Annotated in this window: 26 protein-coding genes; 16 read left to right on the top strand and 10 right to left on the bottom strand. The window is 48.6% G+C overall.

All coding sequences use genetic code 11. The annotated features are described in order from the left end of the window. Positions 1-51: 51 nt before the first annotated feature. Positions 52-834 carry a CPBP family intramembrane glutamic endopeptidase gene (locus tag OEU88_RS06985; RefSeq protein ID WP_262694423.1) on the bottom strand — a complete coding sequence of 261 codons (783 nt, stop codon included), beginning with the start codon at positions 832-834 and terminating at the stop codon, positions 52-54. Positions 835-1,032: 198 nt separating this feature from the next. Here OEU88_RS06985 and OEU88_RS06990 point away from each other — a divergent pair, with 198 nt between their 5' ends. The 6 genes from OEU88_RS06990 to OEU88_RS07015 all read left to right on the top strand — a co-directional run bounded on the left by OEU88_RS06990 (position 1,033) and on the right by OEU88_RS07015 (position 6,404). Next, positions 1,033-1,980, top strand: a complete 948-nt coding sequence (locus tag OEU88_RS06990) for a DMT family transporter (protein WP_262694424.1) — start codon at positions 1,033-1,035, stop codon at positions 1,978-1,980. Positions 1,981-2,124: 144 nt separating this feature from the next. Next, on the top strand, positions 2,125-2,490 hold the full coding sequence (locus OEU88_RS06995) for a hypothetical protein (protein WP_262694425.1): 366 nt from the start codon (positions 2,125-2,127) through the stop codon (positions 2,488-2,490). Beyond that, a complete protein-coding gene (locus tag OEU88_RS07000; protein ID WP_262694426.1) occupies positions 2,487-4,031 on the top strand; it encodes a methyl-accepting chemotaxis protein in 1,545 nt (514 codons plus the stop codon). Before OEU88_RS06995 ends, OEU88_RS07000 begins: the two co-directional genes overlap by 4 nt. Positions 4,032-4,463: 432 nt before the next feature. Next, complete coding sequence (locus OEU88_RS07005) at positions 4,464-4,844, top strand: hypothetical protein (RefSeq protein ID WP_262694427.1); 381 nt, start codon at positions 4,464-4,466, stop codon at positions 4,842-4,844. A 116-nt stretch (positions 4,845-4,960) separates the two neighbouring features. Next, a complete protein-coding gene (locus OEU88_RS07010; protein ID WP_262694428.1) occupies positions 4,961-5,449 on the top strand; it encodes a hypothetical protein in 489 nt (162 codons plus the stop codon). Between the two features lie 73 nt (positions 5,450-5,522). After that, positions 5,523-6,404: a dienelactone hydrolase family protein gene (locus OEU88_RS07015; RefSeq protein ID WP_262694429.1), complete on the top strand. Its 882-nt coding sequence runs from the start codon at positions 5,523-5,525 to the stop codon at positions 6,402-6,404. A 62-nt stretch (positions 6,405-6,466) separates the two neighbouring features. Here OEU88_RS07015 and OEU88_RS07020 read toward each other — a convergent pair whose 3' ends face one another. Beyond that, complete coding sequence (locus tag OEU88_RS07020; protein ID WP_262694430.1) at positions 6,467-7,087, bottom strand: TetR/AcrR family transcriptional regulator; 621 nt, start codon at positions 7,085-7,087, stop codon at positions 6,467-6,469. Between the two features lie 70 nt (positions 7,088-7,157). Here OEU88_RS07020 and OEU88_RS07025 point away from each other — a divergent pair, with 70 nt between their 5' ends. The 3 genes from OEU88_RS07025 to OEU88_RS07035 all read left to right on the top strand — a co-directional run bounded on the left by OEU88_RS07025 (position 7,158) and on the right by OEU88_RS07035 (position 8,551). Next, on the top strand, positions 7,158-7,568 hold the full coding sequence (locus tag OEU88_RS07025; RefSeq protein WP_262694431.1) for a DoxX family protein: 411 nt from the start codon (positions 7,158-7,160) through the stop codon (positions 7,566-7,568). Next, a complete protein-coding gene (locus tag OEU88_RS07030; protein WP_262694432.1) occupies positions 7,565-7,963 on the top strand; it encodes a hypothetical protein in 399 nt (132 codons plus the stop codon). The genes OEU88_RS07025 and OEU88_RS07030 overlap by 4 nt, the downstream gene beginning before the upstream one ends. A 180-nt stretch (positions 7,964-8,143) precedes the next feature. Then, entirely contained in the window at positions 8,144-8,551 is a 408-nt protein-coding gene (locus OEU88_RS07035; RefSeq protein ID WP_262694433.1) for a DM13 domain-containing protein, read from the top strand. Positions 8,552-8,721: 170 nt separating this feature from the next. Here OEU88_RS07035 and OEU88_RS07040 read toward each other — a convergent pair whose 3' ends face one another. After that, the gene (locus OEU88_RS07040; RefSeq protein WP_262694434.1) at positions 8,722-9,186 is read right to left on the bottom strand and encodes a MarR family winged helix-turn-helix transcriptional regulator; all 465 of its coding nucleotides are present in this window, start codon (positions 9,184-9,186) and stop codon (positions 8,722-8,724) included. A gap of 107 nt (positions 9,187-9,293) precedes the next feature. On the opposite strand from OEU88_RS07040, the gene OEU88_RS07045 reads away from it, so the two are divergent. Further along, complete coding sequence (locus OEU88_RS07045; protein ID WP_262694435.1) at positions 9,294-9,662, top strand: antibiotic biosynthesis monooxygenase family protein; 369 nt, start codon at positions 9,294-9,296, stop codon at positions 9,660-9,662. Between the two features lie 218 nt (positions 9,663-9,880). Here OEU88_RS07045 and OEU88_RS07050 read toward each other — a convergent pair whose 3' ends face one another. Continuing rightward, a complete protein-coding gene (locus tag OEU88_RS07050) occupies positions 9,881-10,768 on the bottom strand; it encodes a haloalkane dehalogenase (protein ID WP_262694436.1) in 888 nt (295 codons plus the stop codon). Between the two features lie 241 nt (positions 10,769-11,009). Between OEU88_RS07050 and OEU88_RS07055 the strand changes: the two genes are divergently transcribed. Further along, entirely contained in the window at positions 11,010-11,510 is a 501-nt protein-coding gene (locus tag OEU88_RS07055) for a MarR family winged helix-turn-helix transcriptional regulator (protein WP_262694437.1), read from the top strand. 49 nt (positions 11,511-11,559) lie between these two features. Here the strand turns inward: OEU88_RS07055 and OEU88_RS07060 are convergent, their stop codons facing one another. Beyond that, entirely contained in the window at positions 11,560-12,312 is a 753-nt protein-coding gene (locus tag OEU88_RS07060; RefSeq protein ID WP_262694438.1) for an AraC family transcriptional regulator, read from the bottom strand. 99 nt (positions 12,313-12,411) lie between these two features. Here OEU88_RS07060 and OEU88_RS07065 point away from each other — a divergent pair, with 99 nt between their 5' ends. Continuing rightward, complete coding sequence (locus OEU88_RS07065; protein WP_262694440.1) at positions 12,412-13,590, top strand: trans-sulfuration enzyme family protein; 1,179 nt, start codon at positions 12,412-12,414, stop codon at positions 13,588-13,590. A 100-nt stretch (positions 13,591-13,690) separates the two neighbouring features. Further along, positions 13,691-14,110, top strand: a complete 420-nt coding sequence (locus OEU88_RS07070; RefSeq protein WP_262694442.1) for a hypothetical protein — start codon at positions 13,691-13,693, stop codon at positions 14,108-14,110. Positions 14,111-14,126: 16 nt separating this feature from the next. Here the strand turns inward: OEU88_RS07070 and OEU88_RS07075 are convergent, their stop codons facing one another. After that, positions 14,127-15,020, bottom strand: a complete 894-nt coding sequence (locus OEU88_RS07075) for a LysR family transcriptional regulator (protein WP_262694443.1) — start codon at positions 15,018-15,020, stop codon at positions 14,127-14,129. Positions 15,021-15,142: 122 nt separating this feature from the next. Between OEU88_RS07075 and OEU88_RS07080 the strand changes: the two genes are divergently transcribed. Both OEU88_RS07080 and OEU88_RS07085 read left to right on the top strand, forming a co-directional pair. After that, positions 15,143-15,454, top strand: coding sequence for a hypothetical protein (locus tag OEU88_RS07080; RefSeq protein WP_262694444.1), 312 nt, complete (start codon positions 15,143-15,145; stop codon positions 15,452-15,454). Beyond that, the gene (locus tag OEU88_RS07085; RefSeq protein ID WP_262694445.1) at positions 15,451-15,834 is read left to right on the top strand and encodes a YybH family protein; all 384 of its coding nucleotides are present in this window, start codon (positions 15,451-15,453) and stop codon (positions 15,832-15,834) included. The genes OEU88_RS07080 and OEU88_RS07085 overlap by 4 nt, the downstream gene beginning before the upstream one ends. A gap of 202 nt (positions 15,835-16,036) precedes the next feature. Here the strand turns inward: OEU88_RS07085 and OEU88_RS07090 are convergent, their stop codons facing one another. Further along, complete coding sequence (locus OEU88_RS07090) at positions 16,037-16,687, bottom strand: class I SAM-dependent methyltransferase (protein ID WP_262694446.1); 651 nt, start codon at positions 16,685-16,687, stop codon at positions 16,037-16,039. 317 nt (positions 16,688-17,004) lie between these two features. On the opposite strand from OEU88_RS07090, the gene OEU88_RS07095 reads away from it, so the two are divergent. Next, positions 17,005-17,469 (top strand): hypothetical protein, encoded by a 465-nt coding sequence (locus OEU88_RS07095; protein WP_262694447.1) that lies wholly within the window; start codon positions 17,005-17,007, stop codon positions 17,467-17,469. Positions 17,470-17,491: 22 nt separating this feature from the next. Here the strand turns inward: OEU88_RS07095 and OEU88_RS07100 are convergent, their stop codons facing one another. The 3 genes from OEU88_RS07100 to OEU88_RS07110 form a co-directional block, all read right to left on the bottom strand. Next, positions 17,492-18,649 carry an MBL fold metallo-hydrolase gene (locus OEU88_RS07100; RefSeq protein WP_262694448.1) on the bottom strand — a complete coding sequence of 386 codons (1,158 nt, stop codon included), beginning with the start codon at positions 18,647-18,649 and terminating at the stop codon, positions 17,492-17,494. 91 nt (positions 18,650-18,740) lie between these two features. Continuing rightward, positions 18,741-19,244 (bottom strand): hypothetical protein, encoded by a 504-nt coding sequence (locus tag OEU88_RS07105; protein WP_262694449.1) that lies wholly within the window; start codon positions 19,242-19,244, stop codon positions 18,741-18,743. Positions 19,245-19,300: 56 nt separating this feature from the next. Then, positions 19,301-21,607 (bottom strand): TonB-dependent receptor, encoded by a 2,307-nt coding sequence (locus OEU88_RS07110; protein ID WP_262694450.1) that lies wholly within the window; start codon positions 21,605-21,607, stop codon positions 19,301-19,303.

Consider the following 21,607-nt stretch of genomic DNA (forward strand, 5'->3'; position numbering starts at 1 on the left):
GCCTTATATGGCTTTCTTTTGCAGTCCCTACTTGCTGACATAATGAGCAAGTCAGTTTTGCTTGGCAGCCTTACGCAGCATGAAAAGGCCGGGCAGGGTCGATACAACAAAAATGATAATAATCGCTCCAATATAGTTGCTGGCTTGTGGCGGCGTGCGGATGTAATCAGCAACGAAAAAATTGTTCACATCACCCAGCGCATTAATCACCGTATGCACTATAATCGCAGGCCACAGGCTCTTGGTGAATGTCACAATTCCTGCAAAGCCAATCCCGAGTAGCGTGGCATATATCACCTGCGGGTAAATATCTGCACCAACACCGTCCTGAAGGTTAGTGAGGTGGGCAATTCCAAATAAAACGGCTTGTGCGATAGCGGCCTTTAATAATGCATTCGGCTTGTGTTGCCACGCTGTAAGCAATAGGCAGAAACAAAAACCGCGGAGTAATGTTTCCTCAAATATGCCTGTTGAAATGTTGTTAAAGAACCATGCAGCGATACTTGTGATGTCAAAAGTTAGGTTCGCCCAATCGATCGACAGTGCGTTAACTACACCAATTAATGCCATCGGGAGTGTTGCAAGCCACCACATAGGGTGCCAGTTCTTCATTGGTGTGGTCAGCCCCGATTTACTGAGCCAGTCAAGCTTTATCATAGCGATAATTATTGCCGCCGCTAGTAGCGTTTGCACACTGCTGTGCAGCATCTCCTGCGCGATTGTGCCAGTAATACCTAAAGTGTCTTCTAGATAAAAAATACCGAGGCAGGCTAAAATTGTGACGATAGTAAATATCATCGGGAAACGCAGCAGATGAGGCTTCAAATCATTCATGATTATGGATCCTTCTTATTTATTATTTTGATAATTGTAATCATGCATCTGTATTTACTTATAAAAAATAACCCATTGTTTATAGAATGATTGTGTAAGCATACCGTAGCCGGAAACGGCGTGCGTTTTATCTGGCTTTGATTATGGTACTTTCCAGTGCGGTATGGATCCGCTTCGCCGCAGATGAGGAAAACCCACATGAACCAAACAATGACCAAGCAAAGCTGGATGATACTGCTTGCTGTTTCCATCATTTGGGCCCTGTCATTTCTGTTGGTCGAGCTTGCGCTTGTTGAGGTGCCGCCGTTTTCCATTATGGCTGCACGTGTCACCATTGGTGCTGCGGGGCTTTACCTGATGGTGAAGGTAACAGGTGGTTCCACATCCGGGGCAACCGTAGCTGAAAACAACGTGCCTTCAGGTAGTGTTTCATGGCGGCATTTATGGACGGCATTTTTTGTGCTTGGGCTGCTTAACAATGTGGTGCCGTTTTCGTTGCTGGTCTGGAGCCAGACGGAACTGAGTGCTTCTGTGGCATCAATCCTGAATGCGACCATGCCTTTGTTCGTGGTTTTTCTTGCGCACTTCTTCACAGTTGATGAACGCGCAACCTTGCCAAAGGTGCTCGGGGTAAGCATCGGTGTGATCGGGGTGGCCCTGATTGTTGGTGGTGATGGTTTTGATTTGGCGACTGGTGGCACGCTCGGGAAGTTTGCAGTGCTTGGTGCGGCGTGTTCATATGCGGTGGCCGCGCTCGTGGGGCGCCATTTTTCGCGGTTGGGTTTGCCACCGCTCACACTGGCTTGGGGGCAATCTACAGGTGCTGCACTCATTGCGCTGCCTATTGTCAGCATATTTGATCAACCATGGACCCTTGCCATCAGCATGCAAACATGGGTTGTTTTGCTTGTGCTGGGTTTGCTGTGTTCATCAGTGGCGTATGCACTTTATTTTCGCCTGATAGCCGTGGCTGGTGCAACGAACGCTTCGCTCGTTACGCTGACTATTCCACCGTTTGCTATTCTGCTGGGCGTATTGTTTTTGGGTGAAAGCCTGAGCGTTCATCATATGCTTGGTATGGTAGCCATTTTTGCAGGGCTGCTGGTGATTGACGGGCGTTTGCAGCGCAGGCGCACCGTTACCTGATTACATACTTTCAGCTTCGTGCGTTTTATAGTCCAATAATACCTAACACTTAATAGTTGTTAACCAAATAACAAGCTTATAGCGCGATATTGAATGCCAAGTTTGCTGCGACTCCATAACGGAGCCAGTGTGTAGGAATTCGGTGTGCTGAAGACGACCCCCATTTTGGTTCTCTATTGTGTGACAGTGCTTCTTTGCCTTGGTGCATTGATGCTGTGGCCTACTGGTACCCAGCGGTTGCTTGTGGTGGTACCGCAAGGCGAAAATGCGCACTCTGCTTTGCTATCCACGGCGGATCAATATGCCTTTAGCATGATCGCAGGTACGTCTGCGCGTGTTGTTGATCAGGTTTCATCGAACAGTTTTATTATCGCGACACCAGAAAATGTAAGTGCTGCATTTGTGCGACACTTATACGGAGCTGGTGCGCTTGTTGTTGTAAATGCAGCTGGTGATTTTGGGTGTGTAGGCACGCAAAAACCAGCATCTTTCCGGAGAGAATTATCATGATGTCCCTTAGTGACATTCGCTCAGAAGCGGCCAAATATCTTACGTATGCATTGTGGGCCCATATTCCTGTCTTTTTGCTTTTGGGTATCCTTGTCGACCAAGATGGCTTGCTTGGCACCGCGCTGATAACAGCTGTGGTTGCAGCGGGTCCGACGGCTATCATGATGACAGGAGGCAACAAGGAATTGCACCAGCATCTTGCGGCTGCGGGCACGGTGTTGATGCCAGCCATTCTGCTTTATGTGTTTGCGGGGCATCCGTGGCAAATTGATGCGCACATGTATTTCTTTGCAAGTCTGGCCTTCCTGGCAACGCTATGTGATGCACGTTCTGTTATCATTGCGGCAGCGGTTATTGCGGTTCATCATTTGTTGTTCAACTTCATAATGCCAGCTTGGGTGTTCCCTGAAGGCGCTGATCTGGTACGGGTAATAATGCATGCCGTTATCGTGGTGCTGGAAACGGCGGCGTTGTTTTGGGTAACAACTAAACTTGCCGCCACACTTGATGCGGCATCACAAGCAGAAGCAAAGGCACAGTCTTTGGCTGAAAGTGCGATGAGCGAAGCTGAAAGCGCAGCTGCAGCGCGCGCTCAAGCGGAAGAAGCATTGCAGACTATCAAGCAGGCTGAAGCAGAGAAGCAGAGCTTGTCTGAAGCCAAAGCTGAAGAATTGCGTCTTGCTGATGAACGCGCAGCGGAAAATCTGCGCTCTCTTGGCACTGACATGGAAAACATGTTGCGTGATGCTGTCAATGAGCTGACGGCTGTAAACACAGGCCTTGCAGCCGAGACAGACACGCTCGCTGAAATGACAAGTGAAACATCGGGCGCTACATCTGTTGCAACAGGCGCCACAGACAATGTTTCACATAATGTAAGTACTGTTGCATCAAGCGCGGAAGAAATGTCTGCCTCTGTTTCTGAAATTGCACGGCAGGTCAGCATGAGCACAGAAGTTGTGGCTGAAGCACGTGGTTATGTAGAATTGTCCGAACAGCGTATTGTTGACCTGTCTGCCCGTGCAGACAAAATCAATGATGTTCTCAAGATGATCGGCGACATTGCAGAACAAACCAACTTGCTTGCCCTGAATGCTACCATTGAGGCGGCGCGGGCAGGCGATGCCGGTAAGGGGTTTGCTGTTGTGGCAAGCGAGGTGAAGTCTCTTGCGAACCAGTCAGCAAATGCAACTGACGAGATCGGTAGTTTGCTGGCAGGTATTCGCGAAGCTACAGACGATGCAGTTGATGTGAACAAGAAGATTGTCGCAGTTGTTGGTAAGATCGAAGAAAATTCAAACGGCATTGCCGCAGCAGTTGAAGAACAATCTGCAGCAACTGAAGAAATTGCACGGTCTGCACAATCCGCAGCGGGTGACACTGTTGAGGCAAGCCAGGCGGTGCGTAATCTCGAGTCGATATCAGGCCGTATGAGCGATGTGTCCAGCAAAACGGCTGAGGCCGTCACAGCCCTTACGGCGCAAATGAAAGTGCTGGATGATAGTTGCGGCATGTTCCTTGCGCGTTTGAAGGCGTCGTAGAAGCAGGCGTTACATATAATAATCACATGATCAGGCATTTTGTGATACTTGCCTGATCATAAGGCTTATATTTCAAGCGCTTGCACTTTTTCAAAAAAAGCGGATTGACAGTTTTAAATTACGCTGCCTATGCTTAAGCCAATCAGCACCCGTCAGGTGCAGAAACAGAATTTTGAGATACTTGGATTAACGATGACCAACCTTTGGACATGCAAACCGCAAGCAATGACAGCAGCGCACATTATGCGCCGCGTGGTCCTGCAAGCGCGCGTCCTGAGGGGGGAGATCATGGTGTAAGGTAAAACAAACACCGCCGAGATCATCAAGAACCCTTCAGGACCCAAGTCCCGGAGGGTTTTTTTATGGCCTCATTAAAAACAACTTTGAACCACAACTGACTAAACGGCATATAGCCACAAAAGGGAAAGACCCATGTACGGCCAAACACAGCACTATCAACACACTGCTGACCACACACGTTGCACATTCACTGCAGACGCAGTGCCTGCAGCTTACAAGGTGCATGTGGCTGGTGTGAAGATGGATGTATGGCTTGATTCCATGGCAGATATGGACATTTCCGGTGTGCCTATGCGCATGCCCGGTACCTATAACCCCCTGCGCGCAGCTCTCCCCAGCTCCGTTGCTGATCTGTCTCCCGCAGATCACAGCGCGCAGCCCGTGTGGCGGGCACCTTCGATCAAGACAGGACACAGCAGCTTTCTTGCTGTGCTTGATCAGATAGGTGCCCGTCACCGGACGGTTTCTGGTGGTGAGGTGTTACAGGCAGCCTTTGGTGCGACAGGAAAATAGCGATGTTGTTGTCATAAAAGTGACAGACTAAAATAGGATAATCATGCTATAAACAAGGTGGTAAGCTACCGTTGCAAACACCTTTATCATAGTATGCAGCAACAAGATTTAAGATCATGAGTGCAATTGTATATATGAATGCCCTGAAAACGGGCACTGACCGGTTTGAAGAATTTAAGGCACAATTGCCTTTGCCCGTTGCGCGTGCGCGCCGCGGCATTGGTGGCTATGTCACCATTGATTTTGGTGAGCAATGCGGCATTGACGCTATTACAGGCGAACAGCAGTTTGACTGGCACCTCTGGATTTACATGTGTGACTGGGACTTGAAAAAAGGCGATGCACGCATTCTATGGCGCCGTGAAAGCGATAATGCGCTGGCAGGTGCCGTGTTGCAGCAGCTAAACGGAGAAGTACTTGAGGCAGTTGATTACGCCGCGGAAGATGATTGCTTTGCTTTCCGTTTTTCCGGCGGATACAGCCTGCACGTTGATCCTGACTTCTTCGATTATGACGGCGAAGACGACCTGTTTATGCTGTTTCACGGTGGTGACGGCTACGCGCTGAATTATTCACCACGCAGGCGTTTTTACCGCGCGGCTTAATCATTCATGTAACGCGCAAGTGAATTTCCCTTTGACGGTGCTGTCAGTATGGTGTCGTTTTTGGGAGGCGATTATGTGTGATGAATTAACTGAAAAAGACAATGAGCGCTTTGGCAGCAGTGGTGGTGCGCTGAACCGCCGTGATTTCAGCAAGCTTAGTGTGGCGGCTATTATGGCGATGGCTTATCCTGCCAGTGCTCTCGGTCAGGAACCTGTGACAGAATCTGACGTGATGGTGGACATGCCGGACGGTGTGTCTGACTGTTATTATGTGCGCCCTACGTCGGGCAAGCACCCTGCGGTTTTGCTTTGGCCAGATATTAAAGGTCTGCGCCCTGCGTTCCGGGCAATGGGGAAACGTCTTGCGATGGCGGGTTATTCCGTGTTGGTCGTGAACCCGTTTTACCGCGATGCTACGGCACCTGTTGTTGGTCCTGATGCTAGCTTCCGTGATCCGGACACACGCGCGTTCCTGATCGGTATGGCGCGCAAGTTAACGCAGGACGCCAGCATGTCAGATGCGCGTGCGTATATCTCGTTTCTTGATGCGCAGGACAGTGTGGATACAAACCGCAAGGTTGGTACCATGGGATACTGTATGGGCGGACCATTGATTATGCGCACTGCTGGCGCTGTGCCAGACCGGGTTGGTGCAGCCGCGTCTTTCCATGGTGGTGGTTTGGTGACAGACCGTGAAGACAGCCCGCATCTGCTGATCCCGACATCACCAGCGCATGTGCTGCATGCTGTTGCTGAAAATGATGACGAGCGCAACCCGGATGCCAAGAATGTGCTGGCTGCGGCATACAAGGCTGCCGGTGTTCCTGCCGAGATTGAAGTGTATGAAGGCACGCTTCATGGTTGGTGCCCGCCTGATAGTCAGGTTTACAATCAGGCACAAGCCGAAAAGGCATGGTCGCGCCTGAGCGCTTTGTTCAAAACCGCGCTTGCTTAATAGCAGCTGTATACTTCACTGAATAAAGAACGCCTCCGCCACATTGTGACGGGGGCGTTCTTCTATTGTTTTGAATTGTGCATCAAGACCATATTACTGCGAGTTCTTAATTCAATGCGCATTGCCTCGGGGTTTATGCCCGCGCGGGCGCGCAGGACATAGCCTTGTCGCAGGTCAAACATCAAACGCGCTCGTTCTGCAGATGGAAAATCCTGGGGTAGGTTGCCTTGTGCTTTCTCGGCTTCAAAACGCGCAGTCAAACGTGCATCAGTTGATGTGATGGCTTCGTGTAATAACGGTTGTACACCATCCACTTCTCCAGCACTTGTGGCAACGCATGAACCAACAAAGCACCCCTTTATGCCGCTTTCGTGGTTTGTCGCATAGCTGATGGATGCCTCCAGAAAAGCAGAAACTGCCAGATGAATGTCTGGTTCGTTTTCAAATGCATCGAGCGGTGCACAGGCTTCACCGTTTGCGTATGCTTCAATCGCTTGCAGGTACAGCGCGTGTTTGTCACCAAATGTTGCATACAAGCTGGGGCCGTTAATACCCATACCTGTTGTCAGGTCTTTCATGGATGCGCCGTTATAGCCTTTGCTCCAGAACACCTTGATGGCTGCGTCCAGTGCTTGTTCTTTATCAAACTTTTTGGGGCGCCCGACTTTTTTTGTATCGTTCATTACAAAACCCTTGACTCATGCATTGAAATCTATTTTATAACGATCATTACAAAATACAAGGGTGATCATAATGTCGCGATTATTGAAAGTGTTATATTGGGTTTCAACCGGTATCGTCTTGTTCCTGATGTTATGGGCGGCTGTGTCGTATGTTGTTATCCACGATACGCAGGCTGGTTTTTTTGAAGCCTTTGGTTACCCAACATACCTTGTGTATCCGCTTGCCGCACTAAAGGCTATTGGCGCTGCTGTTATTATCACACACCGATATAACGACCTGAGAGATATGGTTTACGCCGCTTATTTCCTGAACATGATTTTGGCTCTTGTCGGGCACATCATATACGGCGACTTTTATGGCCATGCTCTGGTCGGCGCGGTGTGCCTGCCAATTTCTTATCTGCTTGGCAACAAGGTACGAAGGCGTCCTGCAAGAAATATTTTTGGCCGCTGGACTGATGATGCAGGGAAAACGCTATGAACAATGAGCATGATAATACGCAGGCAGTAAAAGGCGCCATTGATGCACTGATTGCTGCAGGCACCAGTTTTGACGTTGATCAGCTTGAGCTGATTTATCATAACGATTTGGTGGTTGTTATGCTTGACCCGAACGGCAACGTGAACGAAGCCAATAAGGAAGCTTTCAAGGGTTTGTTTCAATCCAAGCGCGATAACGGCGATCCGCCATTGAATACATGGGCGGATTTTCATCACATATCTGCTGACGCTGTAAAAGGTCATGTCGTGCTGACCCGCAAGGTGAAGCTGATGGCAGATGAGCAAACCATCACGTTAAGCATTGATTTGGTGTTTGAAGATGAACGCTGGCAAGTGACCCGCGAAGTTATTTTCGTGCACCCTGAAAACGGTTAATGCCGTAATCCCTGTGCTTGCAACTTATATCACCTACTGCTCACGTTTATGTAATTGATGGTTGATTGGAATATCACCAGATCATTCTTACATAGGGTTCATGCAGCGAGCATTTGTTTGATGGAAACACTGCTGCTGCGAAAGAATTTAAATTGACTAATTTATGCAAGGAACGGAACCATGAAACTTTTAAAACCTTTTGTTGTGATGCTCGGCATGATCATCGGTGTTGCGGCAGCTGAAAATGTAAATGCAGCAGAAGCTGGTTTAGCAAAGCCGTTTACTAATGTTGCCATGAAAACGACAGGTAAGTGGTCAATTGAGACCCGCGCAGACGGCAATTACATTGTGTTGGCTGACAACTTCAAGACACGCGGCGCACCAGACCTGAAGATTTTCCTGCACACACTTGCGGCTGGCGATATTGAAAATGACAATGCGGCTGAGGGTCTGTTCATTGCAGAACTGAAAAGTAAAAAAGGTGCACAGGAATATAAAATTCCAGCGAATGTAAACCTGTCAGATTATCAGTCATTGGTTATTCACTGCGAGCAGTACACCAAGTTCTGGGCAGCAGGTAGCCTATAGAGTAAAGCAAAACGAACGCTCCAAAAGAGCTGTTAAAGAAAGTTCCCTGAATCTCTGGTTTTTGTGCAGTCCCCCCTAGATGCACATTGCCTCTCCTCCCCCTCCCCAAATTTGGAGGCAAACCAGAGAAACGATAGGCCACCGTAGCAATACGGTGGCCTTTTTCGTGTTTATGTCTCAATTTCCTTTTCAAGGCGTATCTTGAGTTTTTCAATCACATCTTTCGCAATTTCAATGTCCTGAGGCTTCAGTCCGTCTGAAAGCGCATTTATCCAAGGGGTTTGCAGCTCTATGGCCGCTTTAAACAGTTTGTGTCCCTTTTGCGACATGGCTATGAGGTGTGCGCGTTTGTGGCGCGGGTTAGGGTGGAATTCAACAATCCCCTCACTGATCAATTCATTGACAATGCGTTGAATCCCTTGCCGATGAACTCCCATACTTCGTGCATGCCATGCGACTGACTGGGCGTGTTGGCTGTTAGCAATAGACCCAAGAATCTGCCATCTGGCACTGGTCAAACCTAATTCAGAGACGAGCCTGTCCCCTGCGATTATGAGACGACCATTCAGTCGAAATATGTCGAGTATTAGAGACGTCACGGCTTTGCCAGATTCAGTCCATTGCTCATTCAGCATAGTTTTTCTCAAAATAAAAGTTGACAACATATGGTCAAAATGGCTTATCTTTATCATTAATTGACAACATAACACCAAAATAGATAAACTCAAAAGGAGTTGCGCAAATGGTTAATATGAAGCCTCTGGATCCGACTTTCCCAATACAGCAACAGCTCGGTGTCGAAACTGGCCCTGTTATTCTGGTTAATATGTTCACTGTTGATCCTGATGAACAAAGCGCACTTATTGATGCGTGGCGAAGCGACGCACTGTGGATGAAAAAACAGCCGGGTTATATAAGTACTCAACTCCATAAAGCGGTTGGTGAAAGTAGTGTGTACTTTAATTACGCAGTTTGGGAGTCTGTAGCAGACTTCAGAACCGCCTTTTCAAATCCCGAATTTCAAGATGCGTTAAGTCATTATCCTTCAAGTGCAGTTACGTCTCCGCACCTCTTCGAAAAGATAGCTGTTAATAATTGCTGCACAGCTTGAACCATAAAGCTGTGGATAAGCCTGATCGTTAAAATCACCTGAGAAAACAGTGAGCAGGTGACGATAAAGAAGAATGGCAATTCAAACGATAGGCCACCGCAGCGATGCGGTGGCCTTGTCGTGTGTAAATCAGGTAAGCCTGTTCATCATCGCCTTTAGATCTTCATAGCCATGTGAAATTGCCATTTGATGGTACCGTTATTGGTCTATAGCTAAAATTATTCAGGAAGCCAGTTCGCAATAGCAGTGCCGATTGCGTGTGGGCTGTCCTCCTGAATGAAGTGAGATCCGCTGACGGTTATTTCCGTCAGGTTCGGCCAAGTCCTTACAAAGTCACGTGCATAGCCAACGAGAAATGCGCCGGGTTCCGCGTTGATAAAGAGCTTGGGAACATCTTCGGAATTCTTCAGGTAATCGGCATAATTATCAACAAGTGCGACGGTATCTGCGGGCTCACCTGCAATTGGTAACTGACGTGGTCCGGCAAGAGTTGGCCGACGGTCTTCCCCTGAATTGAGGAAAGGGCGCCGGTATTCTGCATGTTCTGCTATGCTTAATTTACGTCCAATTGTTGCAGGCAAAAGTGTTTCAATGAAGAAATTATCTTCTAGGGCAAGCTTTTCACCTTCTGCTGAACGAAGAGTGCCGATTGGACCGTGTAATTCGTGCGGAAACTCATCCCATGTCGGGAATGGAGTAACAATTGCTTCCATGAAAGCAATAGCTTTAACTTTTTCCTGATTTTGATTTGCCCAGTTGAAGCCAACACCAGAACCCCAGTCGTGCAAAATGAGTGTAACATTTTTGCTGACGCCGATTGCTTCTAGTAATGCAAATGTATATTTGCTGTTTTCGGCAAGCGAATAACTGCCATCAGCAGTGTTATCTAATTTATCAGAGTCGCCCATACCGATCATGTCAACAGCGATCAAACGCCCTCGCCCTTCAAGGTGTGGCATGATGTTTCGCCAAAGATAGGATGAGGTAGGATTGCCGTGTAAGAAGACAATTGGATCACCTTTACCGTGCTCAATGTAAGCCATGCGTTTGCCTAGAACGGTTTTGTATTGCTTTTCATAGCCTAAGTTTTCAGAAATTTTGGACATAATTTTTGTATCCTCTTGAGCATGTAGATTGTTCCAACGCATGGGCGAAAACACCTGGCCCGTGAAGGGGATTGTTATAACTGCTAATGCGAGGGCTATTGCTCTAGATATGTGGGCCATTTCATAATTCCATCGTCGTTATTGATTTTATATGATCCAGTCATATAAAATGATGCGTGACATGTCTATTGTTTTTTTATGACTGGGTCATATAATAAAGGTTATGAGTACGAAAGCATACATGAGCAATATATTAGGGGCTTTTGCAACGAGTGTTGCCATTCGTATTGATGATGAAATTTCCAAGCTTGGGTTTCGCAGTTCCAACGCGGCAACAGCGCTTGTGACAGTTGGCAACCACCCGGATGATACAATCGACGTTCTCTGCCGCGTCTTGAATTTGACTCATTCGGGGGCGGTGCGTTTGATCAATGGCCTGGAAGAAGACGGGTTTGTAGAACGACGCCGCAGTCGTGATGATGCACGTGCTGTTGTTATCCGTCTAACAACGGAAGGACGTAGCAAAGCTGGTATCGTTTTAGAGGCTAGAAGCCGCATTACGTCTGCTGTGCTGGAAATGCTCGCCGATGAACAAAAAGCTGCACTGACACCCGCTATGGAAACTGTGCTTCGTTCGCTAACAAACGGGAATGATGAAGCACGGCGTATTTGCCGTTTATGTAACGAAAGTATTTGCCGCCCCGAAGGCTGCCCAGTTGAAAATGCAGCATCTTCAATGTGAACAGGTTTTGTTGCGCGGATTTATCACACTTTTTCAGCCGTAGGTACACTCAGTTAAGCCTATTCATCATCGCCTTCAGTGCTGCGGCGGACGTGTAACCAACTTTAGGGGCGATACGGGACAGAGGTTGGCCTGACGCTATTAGCTGCGCCGCCGCTTGAAACCGTAACCGCTGTCGCCACTGATCAAAGGTGAGGCCGGTATCTTGCCGGAATGCGCGTGTAAAGGAGCGCCTGCTCATGCCCAGCTCAAATGCCCAGTCATCAATGGACTTTGGAATGGACGGATTATTAAGCATGGCGTCAGTCATTGCTTGAAACTTCGGCGTTGCAGGAAACGGCAGTGCCATTGCAGAAGGCGGAATAGTTGCTATTTCTTTTATGATTATCGCGGCGAGGTTGCCGGCAATGTCATCATTATCGTATTCAAGCGGTCTGCTCGCAAACCTGTCGATACATGCGGAAAGCAGAAGCGGAACCTGAATAACGCGGCATGTTCTCAAACACGCCTCGGGCATTACTGCTGGCTGAATATAGGCGGACCTCAAGGACACTTCCTCTAGCATTTCAACTTCATGCTCCATACCGCCGGGGATAAGCAGCCCGTATGCCGGCGGTACGATCCATGACCCATACTGTGTGCGTGCCCTCATTGTGCCCTGTGTTGCGAAGAGAAACTGCGTTCTCTCATGTATATGCAGGCCAGTGTGATGGCCGCGCGCATACTCTTTTGACAGCACAACAACAGGGCGGTTTATGCTTTCAATGAAATCAGCAGAAGATGTGCTGAGGCTGTGCAACATTTTCTCCCGTTGGCCCGTTTGCGTGAAATATTGCCCCATAATTCGATCAGGTCAAAGTATATAAATTTACTTCGTTCTTGGTATTGATAGGAAACCACAATGGTAAGCAAAGTACTTTCACCCGCAACGGTGTCGCTGCATGCCGATGAAGCGTTTCGAACAGATCAGGCTATTTCGCCGCCCATTTGCCAATCTGTTAACTATCTGGCGGAAGGGCCTGAGGATTTTGCCCGTAAAGCGGTTGAGCCACACAATGATATGTTTTATGGGCGGCACGGCAACCCAACGGCCAAGCGTTTGGCCAAAATTGTCGCTGACCTAGAAGGAGCGGAAGCAGGGCTGGTGCTGTCTTCCGGTATGGGCGCGATGACAACGGCCATCCTTACTTTTGTCGCACAAGGTGATCATATCGTTGCACAGGATGGGCATTATAGCTCAATCTCGAATTTTCTGCGTAATGTGCTCACCCGCTACGGTGTGGAAACCAGCTTTGTTGACCAAACAAAACCTGAAGCGTTCGCAGCAGCGATCAGGCCCAATACAAAGCTCATTCTTATTGAAACACCAGTTAACCCGCTTGCCACGCTAACTGATCTGAAGGCGATGGCCAAGGTTGCAAAAGCCGCAGATGTGCTGACGATTTGCGATAACACGTTTGCATCCCCCATCAACCAGAAACCACTAAGCTTCGGTATTGACCTCGTTGTACATAGCGCCACCAAATACATAGGCGGGCATCATGATTTGCTTGCAGGCATTGTTGTTGGAAGCCAGGCGCATCTGGATGCAATTTGGGACACAAGCATGGACCTTGGGCCCATCGGCGCGCCGTTTGATGCATGGCTTGCTATGCGCGGTTTGCGGACACTGAAGGCGCGCATGGATATTCATAACGCTAACGCAATGAAAATTGCTACCTTCCTTGAGGGTCACACAGCGGTGGCTGATGTTTATTACCCCGGCTTAACCTCACACCCGCAGCACGCGCTGGCAAAACGCCAGATGACGGGGTTTGGCGGCATGGTAACCTTTGATCTAAAAGATGGCTACGATGCAGGCATAGCCTTTATATCTCGGCTTCGGCTATGCCTGAATGCACCAAGCCTGGGTGGTGTTGAAACTCTTGTTGTGCAGCCAGCCGTTATGTTCCGTGCGCGCCTCACAGATGAGCAGATAAGGGCACAAGGCGTTACACTGGGTATGATCCGTATGTCTGTAGGCATCGAAGATGTGGGTGACTTGATCGAGGATATTGAGCAGGCATTAAATCGCACATAAAGGCGCATCGGTTGCGCGCTTTCCGGTCACGCATTATTGTCTTTATTTCAGGCGGTAATTTAAGCGTCAGTGAGTGCCGGAAGCGGAGGTGCCTAACAGCATGAATATCTTTCTTGTCATTGCCGGTATTTTAAGTGCGTTTGCTGCGCTTTTGCATGTTGGATGTATCTATTTCGGTGCGCCCTGGTACCGGTTCTTTGGTGCTGGTGAGCAAATGGCAACACTTGCTGAACAGGGAAGTATGCAGCCAGCTTTGATAACAAGCGGTATCGTGGTTGTTCTTTCTATCTGGGCAGTTTATGCATTTTCTGCTGCGGGGCTTATTCTGCGCTTGCCTTTGGTGCGCACCGCGCTGGTTTTAATTACACTGGTTTATCTGGCGCGTGGTGTTGGTGGCCTGTTTTTAATAAGCTCGCCTATGGGACGCACACCTGAATTCTGGGTATGGAGCTCAGCAATTTGTCTGCTTTTCGGCCTTGTTCATTTAGTGGGCCTGAAACAGCAATGGGTGAACCTGTAATCTACACCAAGCTGTGTCATAACGTTTTAGCCAGATCGATAAATGCGCGCAGTCGGGCTGGCATGTGGCGTTTTGTCAGATAATTGATTGTATATTGCGGCAATGGCGGAATGTGTTTGTCAAATAATGTGACTAGCTCGCCTGACGTAATGAAAGGCTCGATCGGTTTTCGGTAAACATAGGCAAAACCCAAGCCTGCTTTTGCAAAGTTGATCATGGAAACCAGATCATTAACAATGATGCGTGGTTTAGGTGTCACCGTGTACGGAGATTTGTTTCTCTCGGCAAATGACCACGGTGCCAAGCTGTCTGCGCGGCCGAAAGCAAAACAAATGCTGTCATGGTTTGTTAAATCCATCGGCTTTTTGGGTGTGCCGTTGCGCTCCAGATATGCGGGAGATGCGACCAGCGCCATATCCAGTTTTGGACCAATTTGAACGGCGTGGGTTTCATTCTCGAGCAAGGTTTGAGAGCGAATAGCTGCATCAATCCCGGATGTGACAAGATCAACTTTCTTGTCGTCATATATGACCTCAATATTAACCGCTGGATAGGCGGCGCTAAATTTTGCGATTACCTCATCAAGGAAAAACGGTGAGCTACTACGCGGTGCTGAAAGACGCAGCGTGCCTGAAATTATGCCCTGTTCTTCACCCAAATCACTAAGCGCACTGTCTAAATCTGCCAAAGCCGGAAGGGTACGCTCGAAAAGCCTGACACCTGCATTGGTAAGAGACATTTTCCGCGTGGTGCGTTCAATTAAACGAATACCTAACCGGTGTTCTATTCGCTGAATTGTTTCACTAACAGAACCAGCACTGAGGTTCAGATTATCAGCGGCAGCCCGAAAGCCTTTAGCTCGTGCGACTTCGGCAAAAACCACAAGATCATCGTAGCTTGCATTCTTCATTGATCATAAATCCGATCAGTTTGATTATAATTATACTATTAAATAGAACAATAGAAGACCTTATATTGCAATACAAGGCCTAACGAACACATGGGTTCGCGCCAAATGAAAGCGAGAGATACATGCAGAAAATTACCGAAATTTTTATTTTGAAAATGAAAGACCCAAAGCGGGCAGAAGTTGTACGGGAAGCGGCGCGCGCTGACTTCCTGAGCGTTGATGGGGTGGAGGCGTGGAAAACCTATGTGACGACGGCAAAAGACCGACCGACCTTATTTGCAGAAATTTATGAATTTCCTGATCACGAAACAGCAAAACGTGTGACGCCAACGTTTGCAACACGCGATGCGACCAAGGCGTTTTTAGCCGAGATAGACGAAATAATTGTTGGTCAATATTTTACCGAACTTACCCCGACAGGAGATAACAAATGAGCGTACGCAAGGAAATTGAAGCTGTTATTAATGTCTGGAACAGCGGCCTGGATAACGGTGATATTGAGGCAATGGTTAGCACATGCCATGAAAACACAATGACGGTAAACGAGAAGCAGCCGGTTACTGTGGGCACGCAAGCCATCCGCGACAAGTATATACCGCGCATTGAAGCCGCTGATATCACCTCTGGTTTTGATATCGAAGTGATGCAAGATTTTGGCGACGTGGTTGTGGTCGCTGGTCGGTTTTACGGCACCATGATAATGCGTGACACTGGTGATGTTCGAAACCCTGAAGGGCGTTTGGTCCTTGTTTATAAACGCGACAAGTCCGGCGCATGGAAGATGATCCTTGATATGGATAACAATGACGCCTGATGGTTTTTGTTGTGCTTTGGGTGTAGGGTGGATGACTAGTTAGAGTTGTGATGTCATGATGTCTGCTTTTGGTTGATAACGGACACTCAACCTGACCAGGATATACATGATCTTCGTGCGTCAAAACCGTCTTGTAAATGACAGTTTTGGCGCATAGCTGAAACAGGTTGAGGCTTCCTGTTGAAGATAGAACTCAAGCCAATCAGTTTATTTCAATGGCAACTGACTCTTCCGAAAAAGAAATGTAGGTGAAGGCGTCGGGGTCAAGCACTTCCAGCAAGGCCTTATATTCATGGTGCCGCCATCCTGGATATCCGTACAGCTCATCAAACAAAATTACCGTACCGCTCGTAAGGAAAGGCTTTAAAGCCTCAAGCGCAAACCGCGTCGGTTTATAGGTGTCCATATCCATATGGATAAAAGCAAACCGTGCATCAGCCCCGATCTTTTCAAGGAAAGGTGGCAGGGTGTCATCGACCCACCCTTTCACCAGTGTGACATTCGCGGGCACTTCAGGAAGCTTGCCGGACTGTGTGAACGCCCCTGCTGCTCGACCAGATTGAATGCCTGTCCAATCTTCTTCCAGCCCTTCGAAGCTGTCAAAACCGGTTATGGTCAAGGACTTTTTGGCCAGTATCTCGGCAAACAGCCTGCAGCTTGTACCCGTTGCAACACCAAGCTCGATATAGTGCCCACCTTCAATCTGATTACGCACGGCACGCTTGATGGCATATTCCTGATTGCGCGGTTTTTGGCGAAACAACATGGATTTTTCCATATGTTCCTTGAAAGCCTGCACGCTCTCTTGTTTTGATTGATTGACCAAAATATCGATCGAAGATTGATTAGCCATTCTGTGACCCCCACGTCTAATGTCTTTTTATATTGAGAAGATGCCGCAAAGCAGGGCGCTTCCATTTTCAGAGGTACCTTATAAGTTGTATGTTTTCGATAACAAGCTGAATATTTTCTTGGTAGCTATGGAGAATAAGTCTTTAGTGAAGTGTGACAATAGTGTGGACGACCATTTTTGGTTTGAAGTATGCGCTTAGCTATTTATGGAAATGCCGGGTAAATTATGGGAAGCTTGCCGCGTTAGATTAGGATGCCTGTTTTATTGTCTGTTCAACCGAATAGTTGGCTATTGATCAATTGTGTTAGGATAAGAATATGTATGACCATTGGAAACAAGGGCGCGGAAAAATGGGCTTCATGCAACCGTTACTCGGAACATGGCGCGTAGAAGATCCGGACACCCCGATGGGCAAGGTTGTTTGCGTGCGGTCATATAACAAAATACTGGACGGTAAGTTTATCCGCCTTGAGGCCAATTGGGACATCGGCGGCGGCAAAAAGAAGTATCAGGAAATCGCGCACTACGGCCTCAGCCGTGACAAAGTCCCGACGTTCTGGTCGTTCACCAGTGACGGCGGGCAAACGATCGGCACATTTGCGGACGTTGAGGCGATGCATGAAGGTGCAAAAGGGTTTGAGGCTGAAATGCCAGCCGGGCTTGCTCGGTTTGGCTTTTGGCCTACTGAAACCGGCATGACTTGGGCGGCAGACGCAAAAACCAAATCTGGTTGGTCGCGGATGGTTAGCCACCAATGTGAGCGCGTGGAAGCGACTGCGTAAGCTCGATACCTGTTTTGCAAGCCTAATCCAGCGTGATGACATCACTGCCCGCAGGCATGCTGATGATATCACCGTCCCGACCAACGCGGATGGGGCCACCGTATATGTCAGGCGCAGCACCAAGGAAGGCCTTTTCCATACCCGGCAACGGTAACATGGGAACAATATGGGTGAAAGCAAGATAGCCAACGCCCGCTTCCTGCGCGATGCGTGCGACGTCTTCCGGGTCGGTATGATAGTCGCGAATATCGAAAAATATCTTGGCCAGGTTTTCACGTCCCACATTCCTTGCGCTTTGCTCAGCAACTTTGACGAGGCGTTTGGAAAGCCCTTCATGCAACAACAGGTCAATACCTTGGCTTACATTCAGCAGGTTGTTAGATTGTGCCGTGTCTCCGCTGATAACCAGTGATCGGTCTTTGTATTTTACCAAAAAACCAACAGCAGGCGATACGGGGTTATGCGATACGGAAAAGGCGCTGATCTCAACACCGCCTGTATTGACAATGGGCTGAAGACCTTCGGTTGGCACAGCAAACTTGCTAGCAACACCGCCCGCGCCTGATTGCGGGGCTACCACCTCGCCGTGATGTGCGGTTCTGTAATCAGCATCCAGCCTGTAGGCCATGTTGAAGCCATCAACCACAGCCGAAACACCTTCGGGGCCGTAAATGGGCAAGGGGCTTTTGTTGCTGCCGCCAATCCAGCGTTGCAGCATAACCTCACCCAGTCCGCCCAGATGGTCAGAATGAAAATGAGTGAGAAACACCGCATCAAGGTCGCCGATGTTAAATCCCATTTGGGCAATTTGTGCGGCTGCTGTTGTACCGGCATCAAACAGAAAGGTTTGATTGCCTGCAATAACAAGTGTGCATGGCGGGCTTCGCTCAGGGTCAGGCAGCGGTGAGCCTGCACCGCACAGCGCAACATGAAGGCCGTCTTCCAGTTGGCGTGTGGCTGATGGATCCATTCTGTTTTCAAGGATACGCGCAAATAACCGAACGCTGATTTGCTCCCGTAAAAGAAACACACCGGCAAATATGATAACAAATGCCACAATTGCTTTTTGCATAATGATGTCTTCCCATACAGGTTCGCCGAACTGTTTTCCCCTTTTGTAATCTGTAGCAAATAGCGGCGAAAGCAAGCGGATGAGGCGCATAAGGTTTGTCGCCAACATTTATGCCAGTCGCCAAGTCAAGCAGACAGGAACGATTGTCTGCATGAAAAATGCCCAGCGCTCCTGTTATGAGGCTGGGCTGGAGCGGTATTTAGTTTACGCTGTGGAAGTGTGTTTGCGTGCTGCCTGTCAACTCGAAGGCGGGTAACGCCTCTTGGCTTGACGGAATGATCAACCCTCTTTGGCTCAAATGATCAGCGAAGGCCTCTACAAGCGCATCGGCTTGCCACAAGGCTTCGCCTTTAAACCATTTTTGCAAAATCATGTTTGCTTTTTGCTTACTGCCCGTTTGATGTGCAGCAATACACTGCAGCAAAGCATTTTCATCATCGCTCACGCGGCCACACCCTGCACACCCTTGCTGAAATGTAACGCTGCTTTCAGTACATAAGTGCGCCATAAAAGTACCCCAGATAGATACTGCGTCACCGCTGCCGAATGCTGCGCAGCTTTCCTGCCATACCTGTGCGTGCCAGCTTCGTGTTTTCGAGCATGAACTGGCAAGGATTGCGCGCACCCATGATCGCATGGCCCTTAGTATCCAGCGGGGTGTTTCTGTCCGGGGTTTGTTTTCGCATTCACGTTGCTGGCTCACGTACAATTTTCTCCTGTATTATTGGTTGGTATCTTTGGTGGGTGTTTTCTGTTGGCTTAAAATTTAGCTTCGATTTGCAGCCCAAATGTTTGTGGTTCGCCGAATGTTGCAAAGTTGGGCTGCGTGTCTTCAAAGTCTGGGTTGAACGGGAAAATGGATTGAATGGACGCATCGTTGAAGATGTTGTCACCGGTTATGAAAACACCGAAGTGTTCATTTTCCCAGCCAGCCTTGAAGTTTGCGAGGAAGCGCGCATTGATTGCACGTTCGGCTTGCGTTTGGTCGGCGCGCGGGAAAGCGGCGCTCGTGTGGTTGCCGTTCAGGTTGATGAAGAAGCCATCATCATTTTGCCACGTGACGCCGCCGGCGAGTGTCCATTTGGGGGCGTTGGGGAATTCATTGCCTGAAAAGTCTCTAACCTCTCCTGCTACAACCACATCAAATTCGTTAAAGCGTGTGTCTGCGTAACCAACAGAGCCATAAATCGTCAGGTTGGCATTAACTTGATAATTGCTTTCCACCTCAAAACCGAGCACTTCAGAGCTGCCCGCATTTTGTGTTTCAACATCAAAAATATTGTCAGATATCTGGACGTTAACCTGCTGGTCTGCCCAATCGATATAGAATGCATTGGCATTGAGTGTAAGCCTGTTGTCGAGCCAGCGGCTACGCCATGAGAGTTCGTAGTTCCAGATAAACTCCTGGTCAAATTCAAAGGCCTCTGCACGGGCCTGATTGACACCGACACCGCCTGAACGATAACCACGCTGCACAATAAAACTGATGTTGCGCTCATCAGCGATACCCCAGCTAATGCCAAGCTTCGGCAAGAACGCGCTAAACGTGGGTGACCGTAATGTGACAGGTGCTGTTGATGCATTGTCAGCTTGGGCCTGCGCAAAGCCATTTACACCTGTAATGATGGGCGCAAGTGCGGCTGGAAACGCGGCAGGGTCGGGCAGGGTGGACACAATGGAAACGTCACTGCTGGTGATCACTGATTGTTTTTCAGAGTCGTAGCGGAAACCACCGATAAGGCGAATACTGTCGTTCAGTTGATAAGTGAAATCACCAAAAAGCGCGTATGTTTCAATGTCGATTGGATTACGTGCTTCTGATTGGATCAAAATTGGATCGCTATAGAAGCTGGCTACCTGATTTGCCAGCTCATGGCTCAGTCCAAACCCGCCAACAAGTGCATTGATCAGACCAAGGTCTTCTACAAAATCAAGGCCAATTGTATTGCGCGAGATTTCGTCTGGAATCTCTAGTTTTGAATAATACCCACCTACCGCGCCGGTGAGTGATCCACTGTCAACTGCAAGCCGCAGTTCCTGCGTGTATGTTTTGGCATCACTATCGAAAGAGTTGAATTCTAGGTCTTCAGCAGTGAAGTCACCATCACGTGCGCGCCTGCGTTTTCCGGAGTTGATAGCGCTGATCGATGTGAGCCTGAGAGCATCGTTAAAATCATAATCAATGGTTACAACGCCTATGTCGACAAATGTTTCGTCGAAGCTGTCCCGGTTGCTGAAAGTTTCCCGGTTGTTGAAGGCATCATTGGTGTTCAGCTCTGCTGTTTCTGCGCCAAAGCGACGTTCGTCTCGCGTGTAGGAAAGTAGAACGCTCAGGTCGGGAATGGCCTCGGGTTCAATCAGTAATTTTGCTCTGAAGAAAGTGGAATCGCCGCTGTCTGCCTTAATGCCCAGTGTGCGATTGTCGATAACACCTTCGGTTTCTGAAACCTCGGCTGCCAGGCGAAAGGCAATCTGGTCTTCAACGATAGGCCCACCAAGCGCAACACCTAATCGCTGTTCTTCAGCGCCTGTATTTGCAATAGCGCGCACGCGGCCTGTCCATTCGTATGTTGGATTGGCTGTATTGATAATAACAGCGCCAGCAAGTGTGTTGCGCCCTTGCAAGGTGGACTGTGGTCCACGAAAAACCTCTACCTGCTGCAAGTCCCAAACGTCAATCGGGCCAACCAATGTTGCATTGCGCGGCAAGGGTGAGCCATCCACGTAAATGGTTGCCAGATCACCGCGCCCGATACCGCTAACATTGGTGCTGTTGATGCCGCGAATGGTGTAGTTCCTGCCACCAAAGCTTGATGTTATGTTGGCTGTGCGATCAAACAGATCTTCAAGGCTGATGATGTTTTGCTGGCTGATGTCAGTATTGGTGATAACTGCCACGCTTGTCGGCGTGTCCTGCAGTGAACGAAATACTTTTTCCCCAGTTACTACAATTTCTTCGATTGGTTTTATGTCGGCCGTTTCCGCGAGCTGTGCAAATGCATTTGCACCCCCAGATAACGCAAATGCGAATAAACTAACTGAGCTGAAAAACGATGTGGTTTGCAT

The organism is Kordiimonas aquimaris (genome assembly GCF_025574485.1).
Taxonomy (GTDB): domain Bacteria; phylum Pseudomonadota; class Alphaproteobacteria; order Sphingomonadales; family Kordiimonadaceae; genus Kordiimonas; species Kordiimonas aquimaris.

Coding starts and splice junctions, on each gene's coding strand:
- OEU88_RS07075 (WP_262694443.1), bottom strand. CDS start 15,020: ATGAAGAATGCAAGCTACGATGATCTTGTGGTTTTTGCCGAAGTCGCA.
- OEU88_RS07005 (WP_262694427.1), top strand. CDS start 4,464: ATGTACGGCCAAACACAGCACTATCAACACACTGCTGACCACACACGT.
- OEU88_RS07060 (WP_262694438.1), bottom strand. CDS start 12,312: ATGTTGCACAGCCTCAGCACATCTTCTGCTGATTTCATTGAAAGCATA.
- OEU88_RS07025 (WP_262694431.1), top strand. CDS start 7,158: ATGTCGCGATTATTGAAAGTGTTATATTGGGTTTCAACCGGTATCGTC.
- OEU88_RS07080 (WP_262694444.1), top strand. CDS start 15,143: ATGCAGAAAATTACCGAAATTTTTATTTTGAAAATGAAAGACCCAAAG.
- OEU88_RS07035 (WP_262694433.1), top strand. CDS start 8,144: ATGAAACTTTTAAAACCTTTTGTTGTGATGCTCGGCATGATCATCGGT.
- OEU88_RS06990 (WP_262694424.1), top strand. CDS start 1,033: ATGAACCAAACAATGACCAAGCAAAGCTGGATGATACTGCTTGCTGTT.
- OEU88_RS07065 (WP_262694440.1), top strand. CDS start 12,412: ATGGTAAGCAAAGTACTTTCACCCGCAACGGTGTCGCTGCATGCCGAT.
- OEU88_RS07015 (WP_262694429.1), top strand. CDS start 5,523: ATGTGTGATGAATTAACTGAAAAAGACAATGAGCGCTTTGGCAGCAGT.
- OEU88_RS07000 (WP_262694426.1), top strand. CDS start 2,487: ATGATGTCCCTTAGTGACATTCGCTCAGAAGCGGCCAAATATCTTACG.
- OEU88_RS07040 (WP_262694434.1), bottom strand. CDS start 9,186: ATGCTGAATGAGCAATGGACTGAATCTGGCAAAGCCGTGACGTCTCTA.
- OEU88_RS07050 (WP_262694436.1), bottom strand. CDS start 10,768: ATGTCCAAAATTTCTGAAAACTTAGGCTATGAAAAGCAATACAAAACC.
- OEU88_RS07090 (WP_262694446.1), bottom strand. CDS start 16,687: ATGGCTAATCAATCTTCGATCGATATTTTGGTCAATCAATCAAAACAA.
- OEU88_RS07010 (WP_262694428.1), top strand. CDS start 4,961: ATGAGTGCAATTGTATATATGAATGCCCTGAAAACGGGCACTGACCGG.
- OEU88_RS07020 (WP_262694430.1), bottom strand. CDS start 7,087: ATGAACGATACAAAAAAAGTCGGGCGCCCCAAAAAGTTTGATAAAGAA.
- OEU88_RS07030 (WP_262694432.1), top strand. CDS start 7,565: ATGAACAATGAGCATGATAATACGCAGGCAGTAAAAGGCGCCATTGAT.
- OEU88_RS07085 (WP_262694445.1), top strand. CDS start 15,451: ATGAGCGTACGCAAGGAAATTGAAGCTGTTATTAATGTCTGGAACAGC.
- OEU88_RS06985 (WP_262694423.1), bottom strand. CDS start 834: ATGAATGATTTGAAGCCTCATCTGCTGCGTTTCCCGATGATATTTACT.
- OEU88_RS07055 (WP_262694437.1), top strand. CDS start 11,010: ATGAGCAATATATTAGGGGCTTTTGCAACGAGTGTTGCCATTCGTATT.
- OEU88_RS07100 (WP_262694448.1), bottom strand. CDS start 18,649: ATGTTGGCGACAAACCTTATGCGCCTCATCCGCTTGCTTTCGCCGCTA.
- OEU88_RS07070 (WP_262694442.1), top strand. CDS start 13,691: ATGAATATCTTTCTTGTCATTGCCGGTATTTTAAGTGCGTTTGCTGCG.
- OEU88_RS07045 (WP_262694435.1), top strand. CDS start 9,294: ATGGTTAATATGAAGCCTCTGGATCCGACTTTCCCAATACAGCAACAG.
- OEU88_RS07110 (WP_262694450.1), bottom strand. CDS start 21,607: ATGCAAACCACATCGTTTTTCAGCTCAGTTAGTTTATTCGCATTTGCG.
- OEU88_RS07095 (WP_262694447.1), top strand. CDS start 17,005: ATGTATGACCATTGGAAACAAGGGCGCGGAAAAATGGGCTTCATGCAA.